The 21097-nt window shown below is 73.8% G+C and carries 20 protein-coding genes; 16 read left to right on the forward strand and 4 right to left on the reverse strand.

Features of this window, described 5'->3' with window-relative positions:
• The 3 genes from ACFWFR_RS07325 to ACFWFR_RS07335 form a co-directional block, all read right to left on the reverse strand.
• Nucleotides 1–401 (reverse strand): ABC transporter permease (locus tag ACFWFR_RS07325; RefSeq protein ID WP_377622101.1); only part of this gene is annotated, 401 nt, incomplete at its 3' end.
• Nucleotides 394–1353 carry an ABC transporter ATP-binding protein gene (locus tag ACFWFR_RS07330; protein ID WP_377622124.1) on the reverse strand — a complete coding sequence of 320 codons (960 nt, stop codon included), beginning with the start codon at nt 1351–1353 and terminating at the stop codon, nt 394–396. The genes ACFWFR_RS07325 and ACFWFR_RS07330, both read right to left, overlap by 8 nt.
• A gap of 35 nt (nt 1354–1388) precedes the next feature.
• Nucleotides 1389–2489, reverse strand: a complete 1101-nt coding sequence (locus ACFWFR_RS07335; RefSeq protein WP_377622103.1) for an ABC transporter substrate-binding protein — start codon at nt 2487–2489, stop codon at nt 1389–1391.
• 543 nt (nt 2490–3032) lie between these two features.
• Here ACFWFR_RS07335 and ACFWFR_RS07340 point away from each other — a divergent pair.
• Both ACFWFR_RS07340 and ACFWFR_RS07345 read left to right on the forward strand, forming a co-directional pair.
• Nucleotides 3033–3491 (forward strand): hypothetical protein, encoded by a 459-nt coding sequence (locus ACFWFR_RS07340; protein ID WP_377618040.1) that lies wholly within the window; start codon nt 3033–3035, stop codon nt 3489–3491.
• A gap of 9 nt (nt 3492–3500) precedes the next feature.
• Complete coding sequence (locus tag ACFWFR_RS07345) at nt 3501–3857, forward strand: hypothetical protein (protein ID WP_377618042.1); 357 nt, start codon at nt 3501–3503, stop codon at nt 3855–3857.
• A 42-nt stretch (nt 3858–3899) separates the two neighbouring features.
• Here the strand turns inward: ACFWFR_RS07345 and ACFWFR_RS07350 are convergent, their stop codons facing one another.
• Nucleotides 3900–5540, reverse strand: a complete 1641-nt coding sequence (locus tag ACFWFR_RS07350; protein ID WP_377622104.1) for an ATP-dependent DNA ligase — start codon at nt 5538–5540, stop codon at nt 3900–3902.
• Nucleotides 5541–5654: 114 nt separating this feature from the next.
• Between ACFWFR_RS07350 and ACFWFR_RS07355 the strand changes: the two genes are divergently transcribed.
• The 14 genes from ACFWFR_RS07355 to ACFWFR_RS07420 all read left to right on the forward strand — a co-directional run bounded on the left by ACFWFR_RS07355 (nt 5655) and on the right by ACFWFR_RS07420 (nt 20949).
• Nucleotides 5655–6470, forward strand: coding sequence for a 3-hydroxyacyl-CoA dehydrogenase (locus ACFWFR_RS07355; RefSeq protein ID WP_377622106.1), 816 nt, complete (start codon nt 5655–5657; stop codon nt 6468–6470).
• 690 nt (nt 6471–7160) lie between these two features.
• Complete coding sequence (locus tag ACFWFR_RS07360; RefSeq protein WP_377622108.1) at nt 7161–8435, forward strand: LLM class flavin-dependent oxidoreductase; 1275 nt, start codon at nt 7161–7163, stop codon at nt 8433–8435.
• A 12-nt stretch (nt 8436–8447) separates the two neighbouring features.
• Nucleotides 8448–9887, forward strand: coding sequence for an NtaA/DmoA family FMN-dependent monooxygenase (locus ACFWFR_RS07365; protein WP_377622110.1), 1440 nt, complete (start codon nt 8448–8450; stop codon nt 9885–9887).
• Between the two features lie 46 nt (nt 9888–9933).
• Nucleotides 9934–10878: a DUF1684 domain-containing protein gene (locus tag ACFWFR_RS07370; RefSeq protein WP_377622111.1), complete on the forward strand. Its 945-nt coding sequence runs from the start codon at nt 9934–9936 to the stop codon at nt 10876–10878.
• 215 nt (nt 10879–11093) lie between these two features.
• Nucleotides 11094–11624 carry a GNAT family N-acetyltransferase gene (locus tag ACFWFR_RS07375; protein WP_377622125.1) on the forward strand — a complete coding sequence of 177 codons (531 nt, stop codon included), beginning with the start codon at nt 11094–11096 and terminating at the stop codon, nt 11622–11624.
• Nucleotides 11625–11720: 96 nt separating this feature from the next.
• Nucleotides 11721–12875 (forward strand): amino acid ABC transporter permease, encoded by a 1155-nt coding sequence (locus tag ACFWFR_RS07380; protein ID WP_191805643.1) that lies wholly within the window; start codon nt 11721–11723, stop codon nt 12873–12875.
• Nucleotides 12872–13693, forward strand: a complete 822-nt coding sequence (locus ACFWFR_RS07385) for an amino acid ABC transporter ATP-binding protein (RefSeq protein ID WP_377618056.1) — start codon at nt 12872–12874, stop codon at nt 13691–13693. The genes ACFWFR_RS07380 and ACFWFR_RS07385 overlap by 4 nt, the downstream gene beginning before the upstream one ends.
• A 76-nt stretch (nt 13694–13769) precedes the next feature.
• Complete coding sequence (locus ACFWFR_RS07390; RefSeq protein ID WP_056652458.1) at nt 13770–14801, forward strand: ABC transporter substrate-binding protein; 1032 nt, start codon at nt 13770–13772, stop codon at nt 14799–14801.
• A gap of 82 nt (nt 14802–14883) precedes the next feature.
• Nucleotides 14884–16056 carry an FAD-dependent oxidoreductase gene (locus ACFWFR_RS07395; protein WP_377622113.1) on the forward strand — a complete coding sequence of 391 codons (1173 nt, stop codon included), beginning with the start codon at nt 14884–14886 and terminating at the stop codon, nt 16054–16056.
• A gap of 61 nt (nt 16057–16117) precedes the next feature.
• The gene (locus tag ACFWFR_RS07400) at nt 16118–17002 is read left to right on the forward strand and encodes an NADPH-dependent oxidoreductase (protein ID WP_377622115.1); all 885 of its coding nucleotides are present in this window, start codon (nt 16118–16120) and stop codon (nt 17000–17002) included.
• Between the two features lie 99 nt (nt 17003–17101).
• Nucleotides 17102–18382 carry an LLM class flavin-dependent oxidoreductase gene (locus ACFWFR_RS07405; protein ID WP_377622116.1) on the forward strand — a complete coding sequence of 427 codons (1281 nt, stop codon included), beginning with the start codon at nt 17102–17104 and terminating at the stop codon, nt 18380–18382.
• A 119-nt stretch (nt 18383–18501) separates the two neighbouring features.
• Nucleotides 18502–18912, forward strand: a complete 411-nt coding sequence (locus ACFWFR_RS07410) for a rhodanese-like domain-containing protein (protein ID WP_377622118.1) — start codon at nt 18502–18504, stop codon at nt 18910–18912.
• Entirely contained in the window at nt 18909–19682 is a 774-nt protein-coding gene (locus ACFWFR_RS07415; protein WP_377622120.1) for a GNAT family N-acetyltransferase, read from the forward strand. The genes ACFWFR_RS07410 and ACFWFR_RS07415 overlap by 4 nt, the downstream gene beginning before the upstream one ends.
• 151 nt (nt 19683–19833) lie before the next feature.
• Nucleotides 19834–20949, forward strand: a complete 1116-nt coding sequence (locus ACFWFR_RS07420) for an LLM class flavin-dependent oxidoreductase (protein ID WP_377622122.1) — start codon at nt 19834–19836, stop codon at nt 20947–20949.
• The last annotated feature ends 148 nt before the right edge of the window (nt 20950–21097 follow it).

Genomic DNA, 21097 nt, shown 5'->3' on the forward strand with positions numbered 1-21097 from the left:
CAGCCGATCGCGATCCCGAGCGGGATCGCGAGGAGCACCGCGATCGCGAAGCCCGTGCCGGCCCGCGTCAGGCTCGTCCCGACGTGCTTGCCGAGCTCGCCGCTCACGAGCAGCTCCCCGAAGGACTCGAGCACCGCGCTGAGGGGCGGGAGAAAGACGCGGTCGACGAGCCCGACGCGCGGCGCGATCTCCCAGATCACGAGGAAGAGCACGATCGCGGCCGAAGCCCGCAGGACACGGGTGCCGACGCCGCGCAGGCGGGCCGCGAGCGAGGGCGTCGGGTCCTCGTCGGCCGTGAGTGCCTGACGGCGTCCCAGCGTGGGCGGGTCCGCGAACGCGACGGTGTCCTCGGCCGGGGGCACCGGGGCCACGCGGGCCGGTGTGGTCGCGGTGCTAGACATGAGCGTCCTCCTCGTGGGTTCCTGCTCCGGCGGCCTGCGCCGGGGTGGGCGAGCCGTGGAGCGCGCTCCACACCTCGTGCCGGTACCGGCCGAACAGGGCCGAGGAACGGACGTCCCCTCCGGTGTCGTCGGCGGAGCGGTCCGCCGGACCGCGGTCCGTCCGGCTGTCGTCCCCGGACGGGCCGGCGTCGCCTGCTCCCGCGAGGTCCACGTCGATCACGGTCTGCAGGCGCCCCGGGCGAGGCGTCATGACCGCGACCCGTTGGCCGAGGTACACCGACTCCTCGATGCCGTGCGTGATGAAGACGATCGTCTTGCCCGTGGTGCGCCAGATGCGCAGCAGCTCGTCCTGGAGCGACTCGCGCGTCTGCGCGTCGAGGGCCGCGAAGGGCTCGTCCATCAGGAGAACCTCAGGGTCGAACGCGAGGCTGCGCGCGATCGCGACGCGCTGCTTCATGCCGCCCGAGAGCTCGTGCGGGTACCGGTCCGCGAAGGCCGTGAGGCCCACGAGGTCGAGGTACTCGTCGGCGACCCGGGCTCGGGCGGCCCGCCCGACGCCCTTGGCCTCGAGCCCGAACTCGACGTTCGCGCGGGCCGAGCGCCAGGGCAGCAGCGCGTACTGCTGGAAGACCACGCCGCGGTCCAGGCCGGGACCCGTCACGGGGGAGCCGTCGAGCAGGATCCGGCCCGACGTCGGCTCGGTGAGCCCGCCCAGCAGGTCCAGGAGCGTCGACTTGCCGCAGCCCGAGGGCCCGACGACCGTCAGGAACTCGCCCGCCCGGACGTCGAGCGTGAAGTCCTCGACGGCCGTGAAGCGCTTGCGGGCCCCGCGGCCGCCGGCGCTGTCGCGCACGATGAACTCCTTGCGCACGTGCTCGAGGCGGAGCTTGGGCGTCGAGCCCGGGAAGTCCGTCGTCGTCGTGGAGTCCGTCGCGCTGGGGCGGGCGGTCAGGGCCGTCGCTGCCGGCGCTGCCGTCACCGCGCCGCTCACGGTGACACCTCGACGGGCTCGCCGTCGGGGCCGGCGTCCTGCGGGTAGGTCCCGTTCGCGTAGGGGTTGTCGTCGTTGGTGTAGATGTCCTCGGGAGAGAACTGGCCCTCCTCGAGCTCACCTTCGCGGACCAACCAGTCGATCCACGTCGAGATCTCCTCATCGACGATCACACCGCCCGGGGCCGTGATGCTCGCGGACTTCCAGTAGGGGACCAGGTCGGTGGTCTCGCCGCGCCCGCGCCCCTCGATGATGGACGTGAACCGGGCACGGACCTCCTCGACCGGGGTGACCTGCGACCACCGGATGGCCCGCGCGGTGCCCTGCACGAAGTCCTCGACCACCTCGGGGTTCTGCGCGATGTACTCGTCGCGGAAGATGTACGTGCCGTAGCTGAAGTCGCCGAACAGCGAGAGCTCGCTGAACAGCGGCGTGATCCCGCCGCGTTCGAGGGCCTTGTCCTGGAAGACGCGGGACAGCGCGACGACGTCGACCTGACCCTCGCGCAGCACCTGCTCGGCGTTCACGGGCGGGACCACGATGAGCTCGACCTGGTCGATCTCGTCCGCGGTCAGCCCGCCCCTCGTCAGCCACTCGCGGATGACGAACTCGCTCTGCGCGCCCAGCGTGTTGACGCCGATCGACTTGCCGATCAGGTCCTTGGGCTCGGTCAGCGGGCTCCCTTCGAGCGTGTAGAAGCCGCCGTACGACAGCTCGTCCGAGCCGTAGTAGGAGATGACCGACGTGATGGGGGAGCCCGAGGCCTTGAGCTTGACGATCGCCCCGTTGAAGGCACCGCCGAAGTCGGTCGAACCCGTCGCGGCGGCCTGGATGCTCTGCGGGCCACCCGTCGAGTCGCCGACCCACTCGAGCTCGACCTTCTCGTAGTAGCCGAGGTCCGCCGCGAGCTCGGGGAACGTCACCTGCCCGACCGACCCGTCGTAGCGCAGGACGGTCCGGCCCGACTCGCCGACGACGGCCTCCTCGGCGCTCGCGGCCGAGCAGGCCACGAGCGCGGTCGTGAGGCCGATGGTCACGGCGGCCCGCAGTGCGGTGCGAGCCAGTCGGCGGGCATGGGGTCTGAGGGTGCGGGGCATGGGAGCTCCAGGTCTTCGGGTACGGGGGCCGACCGGTCGTGGGTACGCCGGCGGCAGGGAGGGAAGGGAGGCGCTCGGTGCGTGAGACCGCCTGCGGGCGCGAGATTCCGGCGGCGGTACGGCGTGAGCGGGATGGTGAGGGTGCGAGGTGCGCGGATCAACCGGCCGTCAGCGCGAGCTGCGGCCGGGCCGGGGCAGGGCTACCGACAGAGACAGCCCGCGACGAGGCGCAGGTCGACGGCGCGGCGCACCACGAGACGCACCGGTGTCCCGGGGTGCTCGTGGGCCCTGACGTCGAAGCGCATGGCGGTGATCCTGTCGGCCCGCGCAGGCCCGGCACAAGCCCCCATCCGGTCTCCGAGACGATGTTTCGCCCGGTTTCTCCCGGTAAACGCTGCCCGACGGCGTCGCGCGCCGCGGCAGGGTGGGTGGGGGTGGGGCGTCGGTCGGGTCTCGCGGACGGGCAGGCTACGGAGGGCCTGCGGGCCGAGTGCTGAGGACCGCTACGCTCGGCGCACCAACCCGACGAACGACGGAGCTCCGATGTCCCTTCCCTCGTCCTTGACCGACGACGACGTCAGTCGTCGGCTGGCCTCGTTCCACGGCGCACTGCGGACGGAGCTCACCGGCATCGCCGATCTCTCCAGCACCCGTGACGGAGACCTCGAGGGCTTCGACCTCCGACCACGCCGCGCCGGTGCGCTCCGGGTCATCTGGGTGCAGTCACCCGAGGACATCGATCTCAGCGTCGGCGACTCTTTCGTGTGGACGCTTCCCCGCACGGTCGAGTCGGTCGAGCGGATCGAGCGCGCGGTCCGTGCCACGGTCGACGGCAGGGTGCGGGTCGGAACCTCGTGGGCGACGACCCGCTACGAGGTGGACCTCGGCGACAGCGAGGTCCTCGCGAACGAGTCGGAGCGGTGGTGGGCCAGCCTGGTCGCGGTGCCGTGGCGGCCCCGGTGGAGATGGTCCGACGCTGTGCCGTACCGCAAGGGCGAGTGACTCCTCGTCATGCCGATGCTGAGACGGGAGCACGACCCGGCCCTCGACGTCTTCGACAAGGGCTGCCTGGTCCTGCGGCGTGACGGCGAGGTCACCGGTCACGTGGGCACGACCCTCGGAACGTTCTGGTCCCCGTTCCGTCCTCTGACCAGGCAGCAGTGGGTCTGGTTCAGGGTCGTGTGGGCCGACGGGGTCGTGGAGGACGCGTTCGAGGACTATCCGCCGTGGACGGTGGTCACGGAGGTCCTGAACGGCACGTTCACCTGGGACGAGCAGGGGGCGCACAGCGGGGAGCACACCGCCGAGTGGCTGCCCGACGGAGAGAGCCGCTGGCCGGAACTGGGCATCACGCTGAGCGACTTCTGAGGAGGCGCAGGGACTTCGCCCCCGCGGCCGTGCGCTGCGAGCTCAGGTCAGCGACCGGACCGCCTCGATCGTGTCCGCCTCGGCCGCGGTCTTGTCGTCGCGGTAGCGCAGCACGCGCGCGAACCGCAGCGCGAGCCCGCCCGGGTAGCGCGTGGAGCGTTGGAGCCCGTCGAACGCGATCTCGACGACCTGCTCGGGCCGCAGGGTCACGACCCAGCCGTCGTCGGCGACCTCGAGCTCGCGGAAGCGCTCGGTCTGCCAGCGCAGCATCTCGTCGGTCATGCCCTTGAACGTCTTGCCGAGCATCACGAACCCGCCGGTCTGGGGATCGCGCGCGCCCAGGTGGATGTTGGACAGCAGGCCCGTCCGGCGCCCTGAGCCACGTTCGACCGCGAGCACCACGAGGTCGAGCGTGTGCCGCGGCTTGACCTTGACCCATCCCGCGCCGCGTCGCCCGGCCGCGTAGGGAGCGTCGAGCGACTTCACGACGACGCCCTCGTCGCCCTCGCGCACCGTCTCGAGGAAGTACTGGGTCGCCGCGCCAACGGATGAGGTCGTGAGGCGCCGGACCCTGAAGGAGTCTGCGACGCGGTCCAGCACGACGAGCCGCTCACGCAGCGGGGTGTCGATCAGGTCGCGACCGTCCGCGTGGAGCACGTCGAAGAAGTACGGGCGCAGCGCGAGCGCCCCGGCAAGCGTGGCATCCTCGGCCTCGGCGTCCGGAGCACCGGGGGCGTCGCGCGTGGCCGAGCGGGCGGCCGTCTCCTGGAAGGGTCTGGCCACCCCGTCCGGCCCGACGACGAGGGCCTCGCCGTCCAGCACGAACCGCTCCGAGGCCAGGGAACGGGCGTCCGCGACGATCTCGGGGACGCGCGAGGTGATGTCGTCGAGCGAGCGCGTGAAGACCCGAACCTGGTCGCCGTCGCGGTGGACCTGGATGCGGATGCCGTCGAGCTTGACGTCGACCGACACCTGGTGCTCCCGGTCGTCGGTCTCGGCCGAGACACCGAGCTTGTCGAACGCCGCCGCGACGTCGGGGGCCGACTGCGCGAGCATCGGTCGCACGGGGCGCCCCACCTCGAGGCCGAACCCTGCCAGCGCGGTGAGCGCCGCCGTCGGGCCGTCTGCCTCGAGCGCCGCCCGCGCGACCGGGCCCGACGCCCCGCACAACATGGTCGCGCGCCGCACCGCGTCGACGGGGACGCCCGCCGCCTCGGCGACCGCGTCGACGACCAGCGCGTCGAGCGCGCCCTGCCGCAGGTCGCCCGCGACCAGCCCGCGCAGGAACGACTGCTCGCGCTCGGTGGCCGCAGCGAACAACGCCGTGGCCGCCGCGGACCTGGCCGTGTCCGAGCCGGGTCCCGCGAGGCCGGCCATGTGCTCGAAGGCTGCGTCGACCGCCGCGACCGTGAGAGTCGGCGTCGTGGCAGGCGGGGGGAGCGAGCGCAGCGAGGCCCAGCCGAGCCCCGTGCGTCGTTGCCGGAGCTCGCCCGCGAGGTAGGACACGACGATCTCGACGTCGTCCCCGGCGCCGGCCGTGCGCTCGGGAGCGTCGGTTGCCTCGCTCACCGCAGCGTCCTGGGCGGCCCGGCGCAGCAGTTCGGCGATCGCCGCACGCTTGGCGAGGCGCGAGCGGGTGCCGGCGACGGCGTCGGACGTGGCGGCGACCTCGGCGAGCAGCATGTCTCATCCTCCCGCCGCTCCCGCGCCCTCGCGCGGGCTGTCGGCACCCCGCGCCGGGCGACGCCGCGACCACGTGGCTACGCTGGCGGACGACCGTCGACGAAGGAGTGGGACGTGGAGATCTCGGGCAAGGTCGCGCTGGTGACCGGAGGGGCCTCGGGCCTGGGGCGGGCGACCGTCGAGGAGCTGGTCGGCGCCGGGGCGCGGGTCGTGGTCGCGGACCTGCCGGGCTCGCCCGGCCAGGCGCTCGCGGACTCCCTGGGCGATGCGGTGCGGTTCGTGCCGACCGACGTCACGAGCGAGGACGACGTGTCCCGGGCCCTCGACGCGGCTGCGGACCTGGGCGGGCTGCACGTCGCGGTGAGCTGCGCGGGGATCGTGCTCGCGCGGCGCGTGCTCGGCAGGAACGGGGTGCACGACCTGGCGTCGTTCGCGAAGGTCGTGAGCGTGAACCTCGTCGGGACGTTCAACGTCGCGCGGCTCGCGGCCGAGCGCATGGTCGCGCTGGACAGCCCGGCCAGCGCGGACGGAATGGACGGTGCAGCGGCCGACCGCACGAGCGGCGAGGCCCCCGAGGAGCGCGGGGTGATCGTGAACACCGCGTCGGTCGCGGCGTTCGACGGTCAGGTGGGCCAGGCCGCGTACGCGGCCTCGAAGGGCGGGGTCGCGGCCATGACGCTGCCGCTCGCGCGTGACCTCGCGGACCTGCGCATCCGTGTCATGACGATCGCGCCGGGCATCTTCAGCACGCCCATGATGGCGTCGTTGCCGCCCGAGGCCCAGGAGTCGCTCGCGGCCCAGGTGCCGCACCCGCGGCGGCTCGGGCGCCCGGAGGAGTTCGCGCGCCTGGTCCGCACGATCGTCGAGAACCCCATGCTCAACGGCGAGGTGATCCGCCTCGACGGCGGCATCCGGATGGCGCCGCGCTGACCGGCCAGGGTGCCGGCCCGCGAGGTAGAACCGTCGGCGCGAGGTAGAACCTGCTGCGCGAGGTAGAACCCGCCGCGTCCTACCTCGCGCAGACGGTTCTACCTCGGCACCGGGAATCGTCCGGTCGAGCGCACGCCCGACGGCGGCGCGCCCTCCGCTGTCCGTTTCAGCCAGGTTCACGTCTCAATCTCTACTGAATCGGTCCAGAATGCGGACTGTTCGCCGAAGTCGTTGACACTCCCCGAACCCCGGCATACATTCCGGGCCATCGGCAGACACCACCGTCCGCCGCACCGAAGCACCGCCGACCCGAGGAGGACCCGTGGACATCAGCAGCACGCTCGTCCTCCCGTCCGCAGGGTCGGCGCGGGGAGCCGTGGCTCCCGCCCGTCGAATGTGTTGTTCCCCCGGGCGCCCCGTCGTCCCGGGCCGCGTCTGTTGTTGAGCCTGCGCTCCTCCTGACGCCTCCCGAGCCGAGCCGGCTCGCCCCTGAACCGCCCTGCCCCTGACACGGGTCGCCGCGGCCTGCCGGTCCTCCGGCCTGCCTCGGCCTCCCGTCTCCGGCCCGGCGGTCCACCTCCTGCACCCCCACCTGCACCCGCAGTGCTCGCGACCCGCCGCGGCCTTCCGCCGACCCCGGCGACCGCGGCCCGCGACCCCCGCACCCGACCTCCCGGAGTGGAACGACCCATGCCTGACTCGAACCTGACCCCGCTGTTCGCCCCCGCCTCCTCGTCCGCCGAGCAGCGGGACGACCGGCCTTCCGGCCGAACGGTCGACGCGCTCGACGCGCTCGACGCGCTCGACGCGCTCGACGAGGCGCCGCGCCGCTCGGCCCACCTCGGGGTCGACCTGTCCGACGCCGGAGCACGAGCGGGCGCCTGGCGCGCCGTGGGGTCCGAGTCGCCCCGCCTGTTCGACGGCCAGCGCCTCCAGGAGCTCGTCGCCACGGCCCAGCGCGGCGTGCTCGACTTCGCGCTGTTCGACGACACCTTCTCGCTCCAGCCGACCCGCAACACCACGCTGCGCGGGCGGCTCGACGCGGCCCTCGTGGCCTCGCGCCTCGCGCCCCGCTCGGCGGGGATCGGGCTCGTCGCGACGGTCGACACGACGCACACCGAGCCGTTCCACGTCTCCAAGGCGATCGCGACGATCGACCACGTGAGCGCAGGCCGCGCGGCCTGGCAGGTGGGCTGGTCGACGACCGAGGCCGGTGCAGCGCTGTTCGGGCGCAAGGGCGCCCAGGCCACCGCCGACGCGGTCGCCGAGGCCGAGGAGGCCATCGAGGTCGTGAGCCGGCTCTGGGACAGCTGGGAGGACGACGCCGAGATCCGCGACGTCGCATCGGGTCGTTTCGTCGACCGCGACAAGCTCCACTACGTCGACTACGACGGCGTCCGGTTCGCCGTGAAGGGTCCGTCGATCACGCCGCGCTCGCCCCAGGCCCAGCCCCCGGTCGTCGTCCGCGGCGACTCCGCGGAGGCGCTGGCCCTCGCAGGCCGCCGCGCCGACGTCGTGCGGGTGCGTGCCACCACGCTCGACGGGGCACGGGCGCTGCGCGACCAGGTGCGCGCCGCGGCCGCCGAGGCGGGCCGCAACCCCGACGACCTGCGTGTGCTCGTCGACGTCTACGCCGTGATCGGCCAGGACCGTGCGAGCGCCCAGGCGCGCCTCGACCTCCTCGAAGGGCTCGAGGGCATCACGTGGGACACCGGGTCGCTCACGCACGTGGGCACGGCCCGCGACCTCGCCGAGGTCGTCGAGGAGTGGTTCGACGCGGGTGCGGCCGACGGGTTCACGATCCGGCCCTCGTCGCTGCGCACCGACCTCGACGCCCTGGTCGACGACGTCGTCCCGCTGCTCCAGGAGGCCGGCGTCTTCCGCTCGGCCTACCCGGGATCGACCCTGCGGGACACCCTGGGGCTCGCCCGCCCCGCCAACCGCTACGCCGCCGCGATCGCCTGAGGACCCGCCACCATGACGAACCCCACCCCCGCCTCGACGGCCCGTTCGCGCGACGGTCGTCCCCGCAAGCAGATCCACCTGGGCGCCCACTTCCCGGGCGTCAACAACACGACCGTGTGGAGCGACCCCGCCTCGCGCAGCCAGATCGACTTCAGCTCGTTCGAATACCTCGCCCGCCGGGCCGAGGAGGCCAAGCTCGACTTCTTCTTCCTCGCCGAGGGCCTGCGCCTGCGCGAGCACAAGGGGCAGATCCACGACCTCGACGTCGTGGGCCGTCCCGACACGCTCCCCGTGCTCGCGGCCCTCGCCGCGGTCACCGACCGCCTGGGCCTCGCGGGCACGGTCAACACGACCTTCAACGAGCCCTACGAGCTGGCGCGCCAGTTCGCGAGCCTCGACATCCTGTCCGGCGGTCGCGCGGCCTGGAACCTCGTCACGAGCCCCGACGCCTTCACGGGCGCGAACTTCCGCCGCGGCGGGTTCCTGCCCTACGAGGAGCGGTACGAGCGCGCGGGCGAGCTCGTGGCCCTGGCCCGGCAGCTCTGGGACTCGTGGGACGACGACGCGGTGGACACCGAGGACGGCCTCGTGCGGCCCGGTGGGGTGCGCCCGTTCGCGCACCACGGCAAGCACTTCGAGGTGTCCGGCCGGTTCGAGACCCCGCGCGGCCCCCAGGGGCACCCGGTCCTGTTCCAGGCGGGCGACTCGGCCGACGGGCGCGACTTCGCGGCCGCGACGGCCGACGTCGTCTTCTCAGCGCACTCGGCGTTCGAGGACGGCCAGGCGTTCTACGCCGACGTGAAGTCCCGCCTCGCGGCCCACGGCCGCGACCGCGACTCGCTCAAGATCCTCCCGGCCACGGTCGTGGTCCTGGGCGACACGGCCGAGGAGGCCGCCGAGCGCGCTCGGGAGATCCGCCTCCAGCAGGTGCCGGGCCGGACCGCGATCGCGTTCCTCGAGCAGGTCTGGGGTCGCGACCTCACGGCCTACGACCCCGAGGGTCCGCTGCCCGACGTCGAGCCCGACCTCGAGCACCTCAGCATCACGCGCGGCCGGGTCCGGCATATCAAGGACCCCGCGCCCGTCATCAAGGCCTGGCGCGAGAAGGCGACGGCCAACGGCTGGTCCATCCGCGACCTCGTGATCGAGGTGTCGGGGCGCGGCGGGTTCGTCGGCACGGCCCAGCAGGTCGCGGACGACATCGACCGGCACGTCCAGGAGGACGCGTCCGACGGCTTCATCCTCGTCCCGCACCTGACGCCCGCAGGGCTCGACGACGTGTTCGACCAGGTCGTGCCGCTGCTCCAGGAGCGCGGCTCGTTCCGCACCGAGTACACGGGCACGACGCTCCGCGAGCACCTCGGGCTCGAACGCCCCGAGGCCGGGACCGTTCCTGCCCCCGCGGGCGACACGGTCGCGGCCGGGGCGAGCAGCTCGGCCCGCCCGAGCTGAACCCCGCAGCACCCGACCGTCCGACGACCAGCCCTGAAGGAGCATCATGACGACGAGCACCACCACCCCGACCGACGTCGCCACGCGCGGCCGCCACGTCGCGGCGCCCGCCCCGACGGGCACGTCGACCGGCACCCCGGACGGCGCGGACGCATGGGCCGCGTGGCACGCCGAGCGCGAGCGGTCGCTGCGCGAGCCGCACGGCTGGCTCACGCTCACCGCGCTGCACTGGGTCCCGGAGTCCCCGACGACGTTCGCGGGCCTGCCCGGCCAGTGGTGGGCGGATGGCCAGGGCGTGCACCTGCGAGCGGCCGCGGCCGACGCGATCGTCCCGGCCGGGAGCCAGGACGCGCTGCGCGGGACGCACGTCCAGGACGTCGCGGAGGGGGCCTCGCGCATCGTCGCGACCTTCGTGCCCGACGGCGCCGACCCGGCCTCGGCGGTCGCGGTCGAGCTCGTGCAGCGCACCGGGCGCTACGGGCTGCGCGTGCGCGACCCGAGGGCGCGCGCCCGGGTCGCGTTCGAGGGGGTCCCGACCTTCGCCTACGACCCGGCCTGGGTCCTCGACGCGCCGGTGCGCTGGTACGACGAGCCCGTCGCCGAGGTCGTGGGCGGAGCCCAGCCGGGCCTTGAGCACCACGTCCAGGTCGTGGGCGAGGTCGACGTGGTCCGCGACGGTGTCACGACGACGCTCCGGCTCACGGGCAAGCCCGGCGGCGGTGCGACGCTCCTGTTCACGGACCCGGCCCCCGGCGTCGCGGACTGGCGGATCCTGTTCGTCGACCGTGACGCCACGGCGCACGGGAGGGGCGGGGACCTCGCAGGGGAAGGAGCCGACGGCGACGCGCAGCCTGGGCAGACGCTCCGCCTCGACCTGAACCGCACGCTCAACCTGCCCTACGCCTTCAGCGACTTCGGCACGTGCCCCCAGCCCGTCGCGGGCAACGTCCTGCCGTTCTCGGTCGAGGCGGGGGAGAAGGTCCCCCGATGAGCGCGCCCACCACGACACGGGCCACCACGACACGGGCCGCCACGACACGGGCCGCCACGACCGGGCCGGTCGTCGCGCCGTCGGTCCTCCCGTCCGTCGAGGTCCGGTCGGTGACCCTGCACGACCCGCTCGTGCGCCCGCTCCTCGACGAGCTCGCCCACGAGTACGCCACGCGCTACCGCAGCATCCTCGACGCGGACGAGCTGCGGGCCGAGATGGAGCACTACCCGGCAGCCGACTTCGCGGCGCCCGACGGCGAGCTCGTCCTGCTCCTCGCGGACGGCGAGCCGGTCGCGGGAGGGGCGTTCCGGCGTCGGGCAGAGCCCGAGCTCGGCGACCCCGCGCGCCGGACCCGGCCCGAGGCCGGCCCGCACGCCCGCACCGACGCGTACAGCGGTGCGGTCCACAGCGGTGACGTCCAAAGCGGTGCCGTCCAAAGCGGTGCCGTCCACAGCGACGACGGCACCCCGCTCGTCGCGACCGCCGAGCTCAAGCGCATCTGGACGCACTCGGCCCACCGGCGGCGCGGGCTCGCCCGCCAGGTCCTCGTCGAGCTCGAGGACCGCGCTGCCCAGCGCGGCTACGTGCGGATCTACCTGACGACCGGTCCCCGCCAGCCCGAGGCCGCAGGCCTCTACCTGCGTGCGGGCTACACCCCCTTGTTCGACGTGAGCCGGGACCCCGAGGAGATCGGACCCCTGGCGTTCGAGAAGTGGCTCTGTCCGCGCGTGTCAGAACCTGCGTGACCACCAGGTCCCGCTCGCTCTGACACGGCACGACCCGCCGACCCGGCCCCCTGCCGCGGTCCGCGCCCGACCCCTTCTCACCTGCCCGAGGTCCCCATGAGCACCCTGTCCCTGCCACAGGACGAGTCACGCCAGCTCGTCCCACCCCCCGGAGCGCTGCCCGACCCGCCGGGCGCGACCACGCTCGCGCCCGCCACCCCGACGACGGCCAGCACGACCAGCACGACCGACGCGTCGACCACGCGCTGGGAGGACCTCAAGGTCGTCCCCGCGAGGCACCCGGGCCGGTGGATCGCCACCGCGGGCGTCGCGGTCCTCCTCGCGATGGTCGTGAGCTCGCTCGTGACCAACCCCAAGTGGGAGTGGTCGATCGTCGCGCAGTACCTGACGTGGCCCTCGGTCCTCAACGGCCTGTGGGGCACCATCCGGCTCACCGCGGTCGCCGCCGTGGTCGGGTTCGGCCTCGGCACGGTCCTCGCGCTCATGCGCCTGTCGAGGTCGCCCCTGCTCCAGGCTGTGTCGTCCGCGTACACGTGGGTGTTCCGCTCGGTGCCGCTGATCCTGCAGCTCCTGCTCTGGTACAACCTGGCCTATCTCTACCCGACGCTCTCGCTGGGCATCCCGTTCGGCCCCGGCTTCCTCGAGTTCGGGACCCTCGACGTGATCGACAAGTTCGGTGCCGCGATCCTGGGCCTGGGGCTCTCGCAGGCCGCCTACTCCTCGGAGATCGTCCGGGCCGGGATCCTCTCGGTCGACCAGGGCCAGCACGAGGCCGCGGCCTCGCTGGGGATCCCGCGCTCGCGCCAGACGCTGCGCATCGTGCTCCCGCAGGCCATGCGGACCATCGTCCCGACGTCGGTCAACGAGATCATCGGCCTCGTCAAGGGCACGTCGGTCGTGTACGTCCTCGCGTACGGCGAGCTGTTCTACACGATCGGCGTGATCTACGGCCGCAACCAGCGCGTCGTCCCGCTGCTCATGGTCGCGGCGATCTGGTACCTCGTCATCACGACCGTGCTGACCGTCGCGCAGTACTACGTCGAGCGGCACTACGCCAAGGGCGCGGTGCGCACGCTGCCCCCGACCCCGGTCCAGCGGGTCCGCTGGACGCTCCAGGTCGCGTGGTCGCGCGTCACCGGGCGCCCCGCGCCCGCCCACCTGCCCCCCGCCTACGCCGCGCGCGCCGCGGTCGGCCGCAGCCACCTGCTGCGCACGGCAACGAGCGACCGCACCACCGGAGGTGCCGCATGACCGCCACGACCACGGCTGCGGCCACCTCGACCGCCGGATCCACGACCGCCTCCCCGGCCAAGGGCCTCGTCGAGGTCCGCGGGGTCCACAAGTCCTACGGCACGCTCGAGGTGCTCGCGGGCATCGACCTCGAGGTCCGCCCGGGCGAGGTCACCGTGATCCTCGGCCCGTCGGGCTCGGGCAAGTCGACGCTCCTGCGCGTCATCAACCACCTCGAGAAGGTGGACCGCGGCTTCATCGCGGTCGACGGCGACCTCATCGGCTACTCCCGCAAGGGCGACACCCTGCGCGAGCTCAAGGAGAAGGAGATCCTGGTCCAGCGCACCCGGATCGGGTTCGTGTTCCAGAGCTTCAACCTCTTCCCGCACCTCACGGCCCTCGAGAACGTCGTCGAGGCACCGGTCTCCGCCCAGGGCAGGGACCGGGCCGAGGTCGAGGCCGAGGGGCGCGAGCTCCTGGCCCGCGTGGGTCTCGCCGACAAGGCCGACGCCCGTCCCCGGCAGCTCTCGGGCGGGCAGCAGCAGCGCGTCGCGATCGCCCGCGCGCTCGCCATGCGTCCTCGCGTCCTGCTCTTCGACGAGCCGACCTCTGCGCTCGACCCCGAGCTCGTCGGCGAGGTGCTCGACGTCATCAAGGGCCTCGCGCACGGCGGTACGACCCTGGTCGTCGTCACGCACGAGATCGGCTTCGCCCGCGAGGTCGCGGACACGGTCGTCTTCATGGACGCCGGCCGCATCGTCGAGCAGGGCCCGCCCGCGCAGGTCCTCGACGCCCCCCGCCACGACCGGACCAAGGCCTTCCTCGACAAGGTCCTGTGACGCCCGGAGCCCGGCACGCCGATCGCCCGGGCCGCGTCACCCCACCGCACGTCCACCCACACCGAAAGAGAACATGATGTCCCTCCGTACCTCCGGCGCGCCCCGCGCCGCCCGCCGCCCCTCCCGCCGGACGGTCGCCGCCGTCGCGACCCTCCCGCTCCTCGCGCTGCTCGCGGCGTGCGCCACGAGCGCCGACGCCGAGCCCGGCACGGCCGACAACGAGAAGGCCGCGGAGGCCGCCGGCCTCGTCATCGACACCTCGCCCGACCAGGAGTGGATCCACACGACCGAGTCGCCCGAGGCCATCGCCCTCCTGCCCGAGGACGTCAAGGCCGCGGGGGTCCTCAAGGTCTCGACGACCGCGGGCGGACTGCCTCCCCTCGGCTTCCTCGCGGACGACGACAAGACGCCCATCGGCAACGAGCCCAACATCGCGGTCCTCGTCGCGGACGCGCTCGGCCTCGAGCTCGAGCTCGAGGTCAAGGCGTGGGCCGACTGGCCGCTCGCGCTGCAGTCCGGGGACGTCGACGCCGTGATCTCGAACGTCACGGTGACCGAGGAGCGCAAGGAGCTCTACGACTTCTCGTCCTACCGCAACGACCAGCTCGGCTGGCTCGCGGGTGCGTCCAACGACAAGGTGCCTGCGATCAAGGAGGCCAAGGACATCGCGGGCCTCACCGTGGGCGTCGGTTCGGGGACCAACCAGGAGAAGATCCTGCTCGCCTGGAACCAGGAGAACATCGACGCGGGACTCGAGCCCATCAAGGGTGGAGAGCCCGAGTACTACGAGGACTACAAGGACGCGCTGCTCGCTGTCGCGTCGGGCAGGCTCGACCTCTACGTCGGCCCCAACGCGAGCCTCGCCTACAGCGCCGCGACCGCGCCCGACCAGTACAAGGTGGTCGGCACGCTCAACGGCGGCTGGCCCGCGACCGCGCAGATCGCCGTCGCGACGCTCAAGGGCAGCGAGCTCGCCCCGGCCGTGACCGCGGCGATCAACCACGCGATCGAGGACGGCAGCTACACCGAGCTCCTCGAGCACTGGGGTCTCGAGGACGAGGCGATCCCCGCCTCCGAGACCAACCCTCCCGGGCTGCCCAAGCCCTGACCCGGACGGCCGACCGGCCCGCGGAATCCTCCTGGGACCCGCGGGCCGGCGGCACCCGACCTACTGATCGAGAGGCAGCCAGATGACCGAGCACGTGTCGCACGTCGTCGTCGGTGGAGGCGTCATGGGCTCGGCCGCGGCGTGGCAGCTCGCGCGCGCGGGGCACGACGTCGTCCTGCTCGAACGCTTCGCGCCAGGCCACGCGCACGGTGCCTCGCACGGGGCGTCGCGCATCTACCGGACCACGTACACCCAGCCCGCGTACCTCGATCTCGCGCAGGAGGCGTTCGGCCTGTGGCGCGAGCTCGAGCGCGACGCAGGGCTCCCCGCCGACGCGGTCCTCACCCTGACGGGCGGCGTGAGCCACGGCTTCCCGCGCCGCACCGAGATCGGTGACGCGTTCGTCGCGCGGGGCGTCCCGCACGAGTGGCTGCGCCCCGAGGAGGCTGCCGAGCGCTGGCCCGGCCTGCGCTTCGAGGGCGACGTGCTCCACGAGACCGCGACGGCGGGGCGCGTCCACGCCGACCGCGCGGTCGCGGCCTTCCAGTCCGCGGCGCGCTCGTACGGCGCCGACGTCCGCCACGGCGTGCACGTGCGTCACGTCCACCCGGGTGCGGGCTCGGTCCGGGTCGTCACGGACCGGTACGACCTGGTCGCGGACACGGTCGTCGTCGCGGTGGGGGCGTGGAGCGCGGGCCTGCTGGGGGCGGCGTTCTCCGAGCCCGACGGCGTCGCGTCCGTCCCGCCGCTCGTCGTCACCCAGGAGCAGCCCGCGCACTTCGCGCTCGCCCCGGGAGCACCGGCGGAGGACGCCTGGCCCAGCTTCACGCACGCCCCTGCCGAGCCGCACCCGTGGCCCAGCGGGGTCTACGGGCTCGCGACCCCGGGAGAGGGGATCAAGGTCGGCTTCCACGGGGTCGGGCCGCGCACCGATCCCGACCGGCGGACCTACCGTCCCGAGCCCGGGCAGCTCGCACAGCTCCAGGACTACGTCAGGGCGTGGGTCCCGGGGGCTGACGCCGACCGGCTCGTGCCGATCTCCTGCACGTACACCACGACACCGGACCACGACTTCGTGCTCGACCGCGTGGGCCGTGTCGTGATCGCCGCCGGGTTCTCGGGCCACGGCTTCAAGTTCGCGCCGTCGATCGGTCGGGTCCTGGCGGAGCTGGCCCGCGAGGAACCGACCGCCCGGCCGGTCGCCGCGGACCGGCTGTTCTCCCTGGCCCGCTTCGCGCAGGTGCCTGCCGGCTGACGCTGCCGGTCGCCTCTCTGCCCCGCGCCGCGTCCCACGCTCTCACGACCGAAAGGCCCTCATGTCGACCACGACCGACCTCGCTGCCCTCCCTGAGGCCGCCCCCTCGGTGACCGCATCCTCCGAGACCGTCACCGCGACGGCCTCGCCCCTGGCCGAGCGCTACGGCCCCGACCAGTCCGTTCCCCTCGCTCCGCTCACGGACGCGATCGACGGGATCCTGCGGCACCGCACGGTGCGCGCCTATCTCACGGACCCGCTCGACGAGGTGGTCCTGCCGACCCTGGTCGCCGCCGCACAGTCGGCCCCGACGTCGTCCAACATGCAGTTCTGGAGCGTCGTGGCGGTGACCGACCCGGCCCGCAAGGACCGGCTCGCGGCGCTCGCCGGCGGCCAGGAGCACGTCCGGCAGGCGCCGCTCCTGCTCGTGTGGGTCGCGGACCTGGCCCGCGCCCGCGCGATCGGCGACGCGCACGGCACCTCGCTCGAGGGGACCGACTACCTGGACTCCACGGTCGTGGCGTTCGTCGACGCGGCCCTCGCCGCCCAGAACGCCGTCGTGGCCGCCGAGTCGCTGGGGCTCGGGACCGTCTACATCGGTGCGCTGCGGCACCACCCCGAGCAGGTCGCGGCCGAGCTGGGCCTGCCCGAGGGCACGGTCGCGGTCGTCGGCCTGGTCGTGGGGCACCCCGACCCCGCGGGCGGCGAACGGGTCAAGCCGCGCCTTCCCCAGGCCGCGGTGCTGCACCACGAGACCTACGACCTGGCCGTCCAGGGTCCGTACGTCGATGCGTACGAGGACCTCATCGCGCCCTTCTACCGCGAGGAGGGGCTCGCCGAGAGCTGGCGTCGGCGCGTGGTCGACCGGCTCGCGGTCCCCGGGCCCCAGCGCGGCCATGCCCACCTGCACACGGCGCTCGCGGCGCGCGGCCTGCCGTCCCGCTGACCACCTTCCGCCGGGTGCGGAGCAGCGGTCGCCAGATCCGGCGATCGACGACGGCCGCTCCGCACCCAGCGCCCCCACCGACACACAGAGGACCTACCGATGACCACCTCCGACCTCCCGGCCACCCACCAGCCCCGCGTCCCGCTGTCCGTCCTCGACCTCGCGGTCGTGAGCGAGGGCTCGACCGGAGCCCAGGCGCTGCGCGACACGCTCGCCACCGCGGTCCGTGCCGACGAGCTGGGCTATCGCCGCATCTGGTTCGCCGAGCACCACCTGTCCCCGGGGGTCGCCTCGGCGTCCCCCGCGGTGCTCGCCGCCCTCGTCGCCGAGCGCACGTCGCGCATCCGCGTCGGGTCGGGAGCCGTGCTGCTGAGCACCACGAGCCCGCTCCTCGCGGCCGAGCAGTTCGGGACCATCGCGGCCCTGCACCCGGGCCGGGTCGACCTGGGGCTGGGCCGGGCGTTCACCCCGCCCCCCGCGCAGGGCGGGGCGAGCGCGGGGGGCGAGGCTCCGTCGTCGGGCACGCCAGCGAGAACGGCGGGCGAGCCCGAGCCCACCCCGCCGGCCCCCGCGCAGCCGGCCGGGACGCGCGTGGTCGACGGCCTCCTGATCCCCGCCGCGCCCGGCGTCGCCTTCACCGACACCGCGCTGCGCCAGCGGCTGCTCGCGCAGAAGGAGGTCGTCGGCGCGAGCCGGACCCCCGCCGAGTTCCGTGACGAGCTCGAGCTGGTCCTGGGCCTGCGCGCGGGGACCTTCACCAACAGCGCAGGCACCGCGTACACGAGCCCGCCCGTCGAGGGCGCGGCGTTCGACCTGTTCGTGCTCGCGTCGAGCGGCGGGGTCAGCGCCCGCGTCGCGGGAGAGCTGGGACTGCCGCTCGCGGCGAACTACCACGTGGGCCCCTCCGCGACGCTCGACACGATCGCCGCCTACCGGGCCGCGTTCCGCCCGGGCGTGCTCGACCGTCCGTACGTCGTGGTCTCGGCCGACGTCCTGGTCGCGGGCACCGACGCCGAGGCCCACCGGATCGCCGACCCGTTCACCGCCTGGGTCCTGTCGATCCGCCGCGGGGCCGACGGCGCGATCGCCTACCCCGCGCCCGGCACGACCCCCGCGTGGGAGGACCTGTCCGACGCCGACCGTGCGGCCGTCCAGGACCGCGTCGACACGAGGTTCGTGGGTTCGCCCGAGACCGTCGTCGAGCGCCTCGAGACGCTCGCGCGCGTGACCGCGGCCGACGAGATCGTCGTGACGACCGTCGCGCACGACCCCGCCGACCGTGCGCGCTCGTTCGAGCTGCTCGCGCAGCACTGGGGCCTCGCGGCGGACCCGGCCGTGCCCGCCGTAGCGGCCGACCGCGAACCAGCCCTCGCGAGGTAGAGGGCACCCGTCGAGACAGCGGGCCCCGGACCTCTACCTCGACGCCTGCCCTCTACCTCGGCAGCAGCACCACCCGCACCACCCACCGCGCCACCGGCGCCACCCGACCAGGAGACGACATGACCCAGCACCAGCCCCTCCTCACCCCGGCGACCGACGCGGGAGCCCGCGTCGCGGCCGGAGCCTTCCTCGTCGACGTCCGCAGCGAGGGAGGTCGTGCGACCGCGGGCGCCATCCCCGGCGCGACGATCACCGACCGCGACGACCTCGACGCGATCTTCGGCTCGGTAGCAGCTCCCGCGATCTCGCTCGACACCCCGGTCGTGGTGGTCTGCGGCTCCGAGCGCGGCTCGGGCCCGGTCGCGGAGGCCCTCGCCGCACGCGGCTACACGAACGTCTCGCACGTCGAGGGCGGCTTCCCTGCCTGGCGCGACGCAGGCCTCCCCGCCGAGCCGGGAGCCGGTGAGCAGGACGCGGCGGGCGAGGCGCCGTCGTCGGGCCCGCACGAGCCGGTCCGGCAGCGCGCATGAGCGCGCCCACCACGACGAGCGCGGGCGTCGGGAGCCCGCCCGACGGCGTGGCCGACCCTCGCGAGTCCTCGCGCCGGGCCAGGCGCGTGCGTGAGGTGGCCGACGGCGTCGCTCGCCTCGTCGAGTCGGCTCGCCGAGAGGGCCGCGTGGGGGCGGGGACCGGCGTCCCTGCCGACCTGGACGCGTCCTCACCGTCGGGGGTCGGCCGGGCCACGACCGACGCCGCCGGGGTGACCGTCCGGCGCGTGGTTCCCGCCGAGCACGAGGCGGTCGCCGACCTGCTCGAAGCGGCGTACGGGTTCGAGTACACGATCTCGGAGTCGTACCGCGATGTGCTGCGCGACGTCGCGGGCCGCGCGGCCGAGCACGACGTGTGGGTCGCGGTCGACGACGAGACCGGTGCTCTGCTCGGCACCGTCGCGACGCCCGTGCCCGGCCGGCACATCTCTCCCCTCGCGATCGACGGAGAGCTGGACTTCCGGCTCCTCGGCGTCGCGCCCGCGGCCCGGGGGCGGGGGATCGGGACGACGCTCACCCGCCACGTCCTCGACGTGGCCCGCGCCCAGGGGGTGCAGAGGGTCGTCATGAACTCGGGGCCCCAGATGGTCCGTGCGCACCGGCTCTACGAGGCGCTCGGGTTCCGGCGGCTGCCCGAGCGCGAGACCCGCGTGATCGAGGGCGAGGGCGGCGGGCGGCTGCACGCGTACGGGCTGGACCTCGCGAATGTCGTGGGCTTTGGCCCCCATCCACCCACCGCCCCGCCGAGGTAGTACGCGCTGCGCGAGGTAGAACGCGTCGAGCACTACCTCGCGCAGCACGTTCTACCTCGGCCGACCGCCGCCAGCACGAGCACCACCACCCGCACGAGCACCACCACCCGCACCCGCCGAAGACCCCACCACACCTGAACCGGAGAAGACCATGCCCGTCGAGTTCCTCGGCATCGCCACCACGAGCGACGCCTCCGAGACCACCGACCGCACGACCGCGCCGTTCGACAAGCAGTACCTCGAACGCATCGTGCGCGCGCACGAGGACAACGGCTGGACCCGTGTCCTGTTCGCCTACGGGTCGAGCGGACCCGAGCCGTCGGCGCTCGCGGCATGGACCGCGGCCCGCCTCGACTCGATCGAGCTCCTGCTGGCGCACCGCCCCAACGTCTCCTACCCGACGTTCGCGGCCAAGTCCTTCGCGACGCTCGACCAGCTCTCCGAGGGGCGGCTGTCCGTCCACTTCATCACCGGTGGCAACGACCACGAGCAGCGACGCGAGGGCGACACCCTGACCAAGGACGAGCGCTACGCCCGCACCCAGGAGTACATCCAGATCGTCAAGAAGGCCTGGTCGAGCGCCGAGCCGTTCGACCACCACGGGAGCTTCTACGACCTCGACGACTTCGTGCTCGACACCAAGCCCTTCGAGGGGCGTACGCCCACCATCTCGTTCGGCGGGTCCTCGGACGCGGCGTTCAAGGTCGGCGCGGCCGAGGCCGACATCTACGCGGTGTGGGGTGAGCCGCTCGACCGGACGGCCGAGCAGATCCTGCGCGTCCGCACCGAGGCGGCCGCGGCCGGTCGCACCACACCCCCGCGCATCCACGCGGCGTTCCGGCCGATCATCGGGGCCACCGAGGAGCTGGCCTGGGAGAAGGCGCACGGCATTCTCGACCGGATCGAGGCCCGCAAGGCCGCGGCGGGCGGCGTGCTGAGCCGGCGCCACCCGATCGACAAGCCCGAGAACGCCGGCTCGCAGCGCCTCCTGGAGATCGCGGCCCAGGGCGACCGCTTCGACTCGGCCCTGTGGACCGCGACGGCCAAGGCCACGGGGGGAGCAGGGAACTCGAACGCGCTCGTCGGGACGCCCGAGACCGTCGCGCAGGCGCTGCTCGCGTACTACGACCTGGGGGTCCGCATCATCTCGGCGCGCGGCTACGACCTGCTCGACGACGCGACCGACTTCGGCCGCTACGTCATCCCGATCGTGCGCGAGGAGGTCGCCAAGCGCGACGCCGAGGCCGCGTCGGCGCAGGCGGCCTGAGCCTCCTTTCCCGCGAGGTAGAGGGCGCGCGTCGTGGGGGGGGGGCCGCGGCCCCACCCCCCCCACCCCCCCCCCGGGGCGGGCCCCCCCCCCCCCCCGCGCCTGTTAACAAAAGAACCCGGCCCCCCGAGGAGGGGGGGGTGTAGGC

Origin of the sequence: Oerskovia sp. NPDC060287, from assembly GCF_042726775.1 — a bacterium.
GTDB lineage: Bacteria > Actinomycetota > Actinomycetes > Actinomycetales > Cellulomonadaceae > Oerskovia > Oerskovia merdavium.

Excerpts from the sequence above, each read along its gene's own strand:
- ACFWFR_RS07420 (WP_377622122.1), top strand. The coding sequence starts at position 19,834 with ATGCCCGTCGAGTTCCTCGGCATCGCCACCACGAGCGACGCCTCCGAG.
- ACFWFR_RS07350 (WP_377622104.1), bottom strand. The coding sequence starts at position 5,540 with ATGCTGCTCGCCGAGGTCGCCGCCACGTCCGACGCCGTCGCCGGCACC.
- ACFWFR_RS07345 (WP_377618042.1), top strand. The coding sequence starts at position 3,501 with ATGCCGATGCTGAGACGGGAGCACGACCCGGCCCTCGACGTCTTCGAC.
- ACFWFR_RS07370 (WP_377622111.1), top strand. The coding sequence starts at position 9,934 with ATGACGACGAGCACCACCACCCCGACCGACGTCGCCACGCGCGGCCGC.
- ACFWFR_RS07405 (WP_377622116.1), top strand. The coding sequence starts at position 17,102 with ATGACCACCTCCGACCTCCCGGCCACCCACCAGCCCCGCGTCCCGCTG.
- ACFWFR_RS07340 (WP_377618040.1), top strand. The coding sequence starts at position 3,033 with ATGTCCCTTCCCTCGTCCTTGACCGACGACGACGTCAGTCGTCGGCTG.
- ACFWFR_RS07390 (WP_056652458.1), top strand. The coding sequence starts at position 13,770 with ATGTCCCTCCGTACCTCCGGCGCGCCCCGCGCCGCCCGCCGCCCCTCC.
- ACFWFR_RS07385 (WP_377618056.1), top strand. The coding sequence starts at position 12,872 with ATGACCGCCACGACCACGGCTGCGGCCACCTCGACCGCCGGATCCACG.
- ACFWFR_RS07415 (WP_377622120.1), top strand. The coding sequence starts at position 18,909 with ATGAGCGCGCCCACCACGACGAGCGCGGGCGTCGGGAGCCCGCCCGAC.
- ACFWFR_RS07380 (WP_191805643.1), top strand. The coding sequence starts at position 11,721 with ATGAGCACCCTGTCCCTGCCACAGGACGAGTCACGCCAGCTCGTCCCA.
- ACFWFR_RS07365 (WP_377622110.1), top strand. The coding sequence starts at position 8,448 with ATGACGAACCCCACCCCCGCCTCGACGGCCCGTTCGCGCGACGGTCGT.
- ACFWFR_RS07395 (WP_377622113.1), top strand. The coding sequence starts at position 14,884 with ATGACCGAGCACGTGTCGCACGTCGTCGTCGGTGGAGGCGTCATGGGC.
- ACFWFR_RS07400 (WP_377622115.1), top strand. The coding sequence starts at position 16,118 with ATGTCGACCACGACCGACCTCGCTGCCCTCCCTGAGGCCGCCCCCTCG.
- ACFWFR_RS07335 (WP_377622103.1), bottom strand. The coding sequence starts at position 2,489 with ATGCCCCGCACCCTCAGACCCCATGCCCGCCGACTGGCTCGCACCGCA.
- ACFWFR_RS07410 (WP_377622118.1), top strand. The coding sequence starts at position 18,502 with ATGACCCAGCACCAGCCCCTCCTCACCCCGGCGACCGACGCGGGAGCC.
- ACFWFR_RS07360 (WP_377622108.1), top strand. The coding sequence starts at position 7,161 with ATGCCTGACTCGAACCTGACCCCGCTGTTCGCCCCCGCCTCCTCGTCC.
- ACFWFR_RS07375 (WP_377622125.1), top strand. The coding sequence starts at position 11,094 with ATGGAGCACTACCCGGCAGCCGACTTCGCGGCGCCCGACGGCGAGCTC.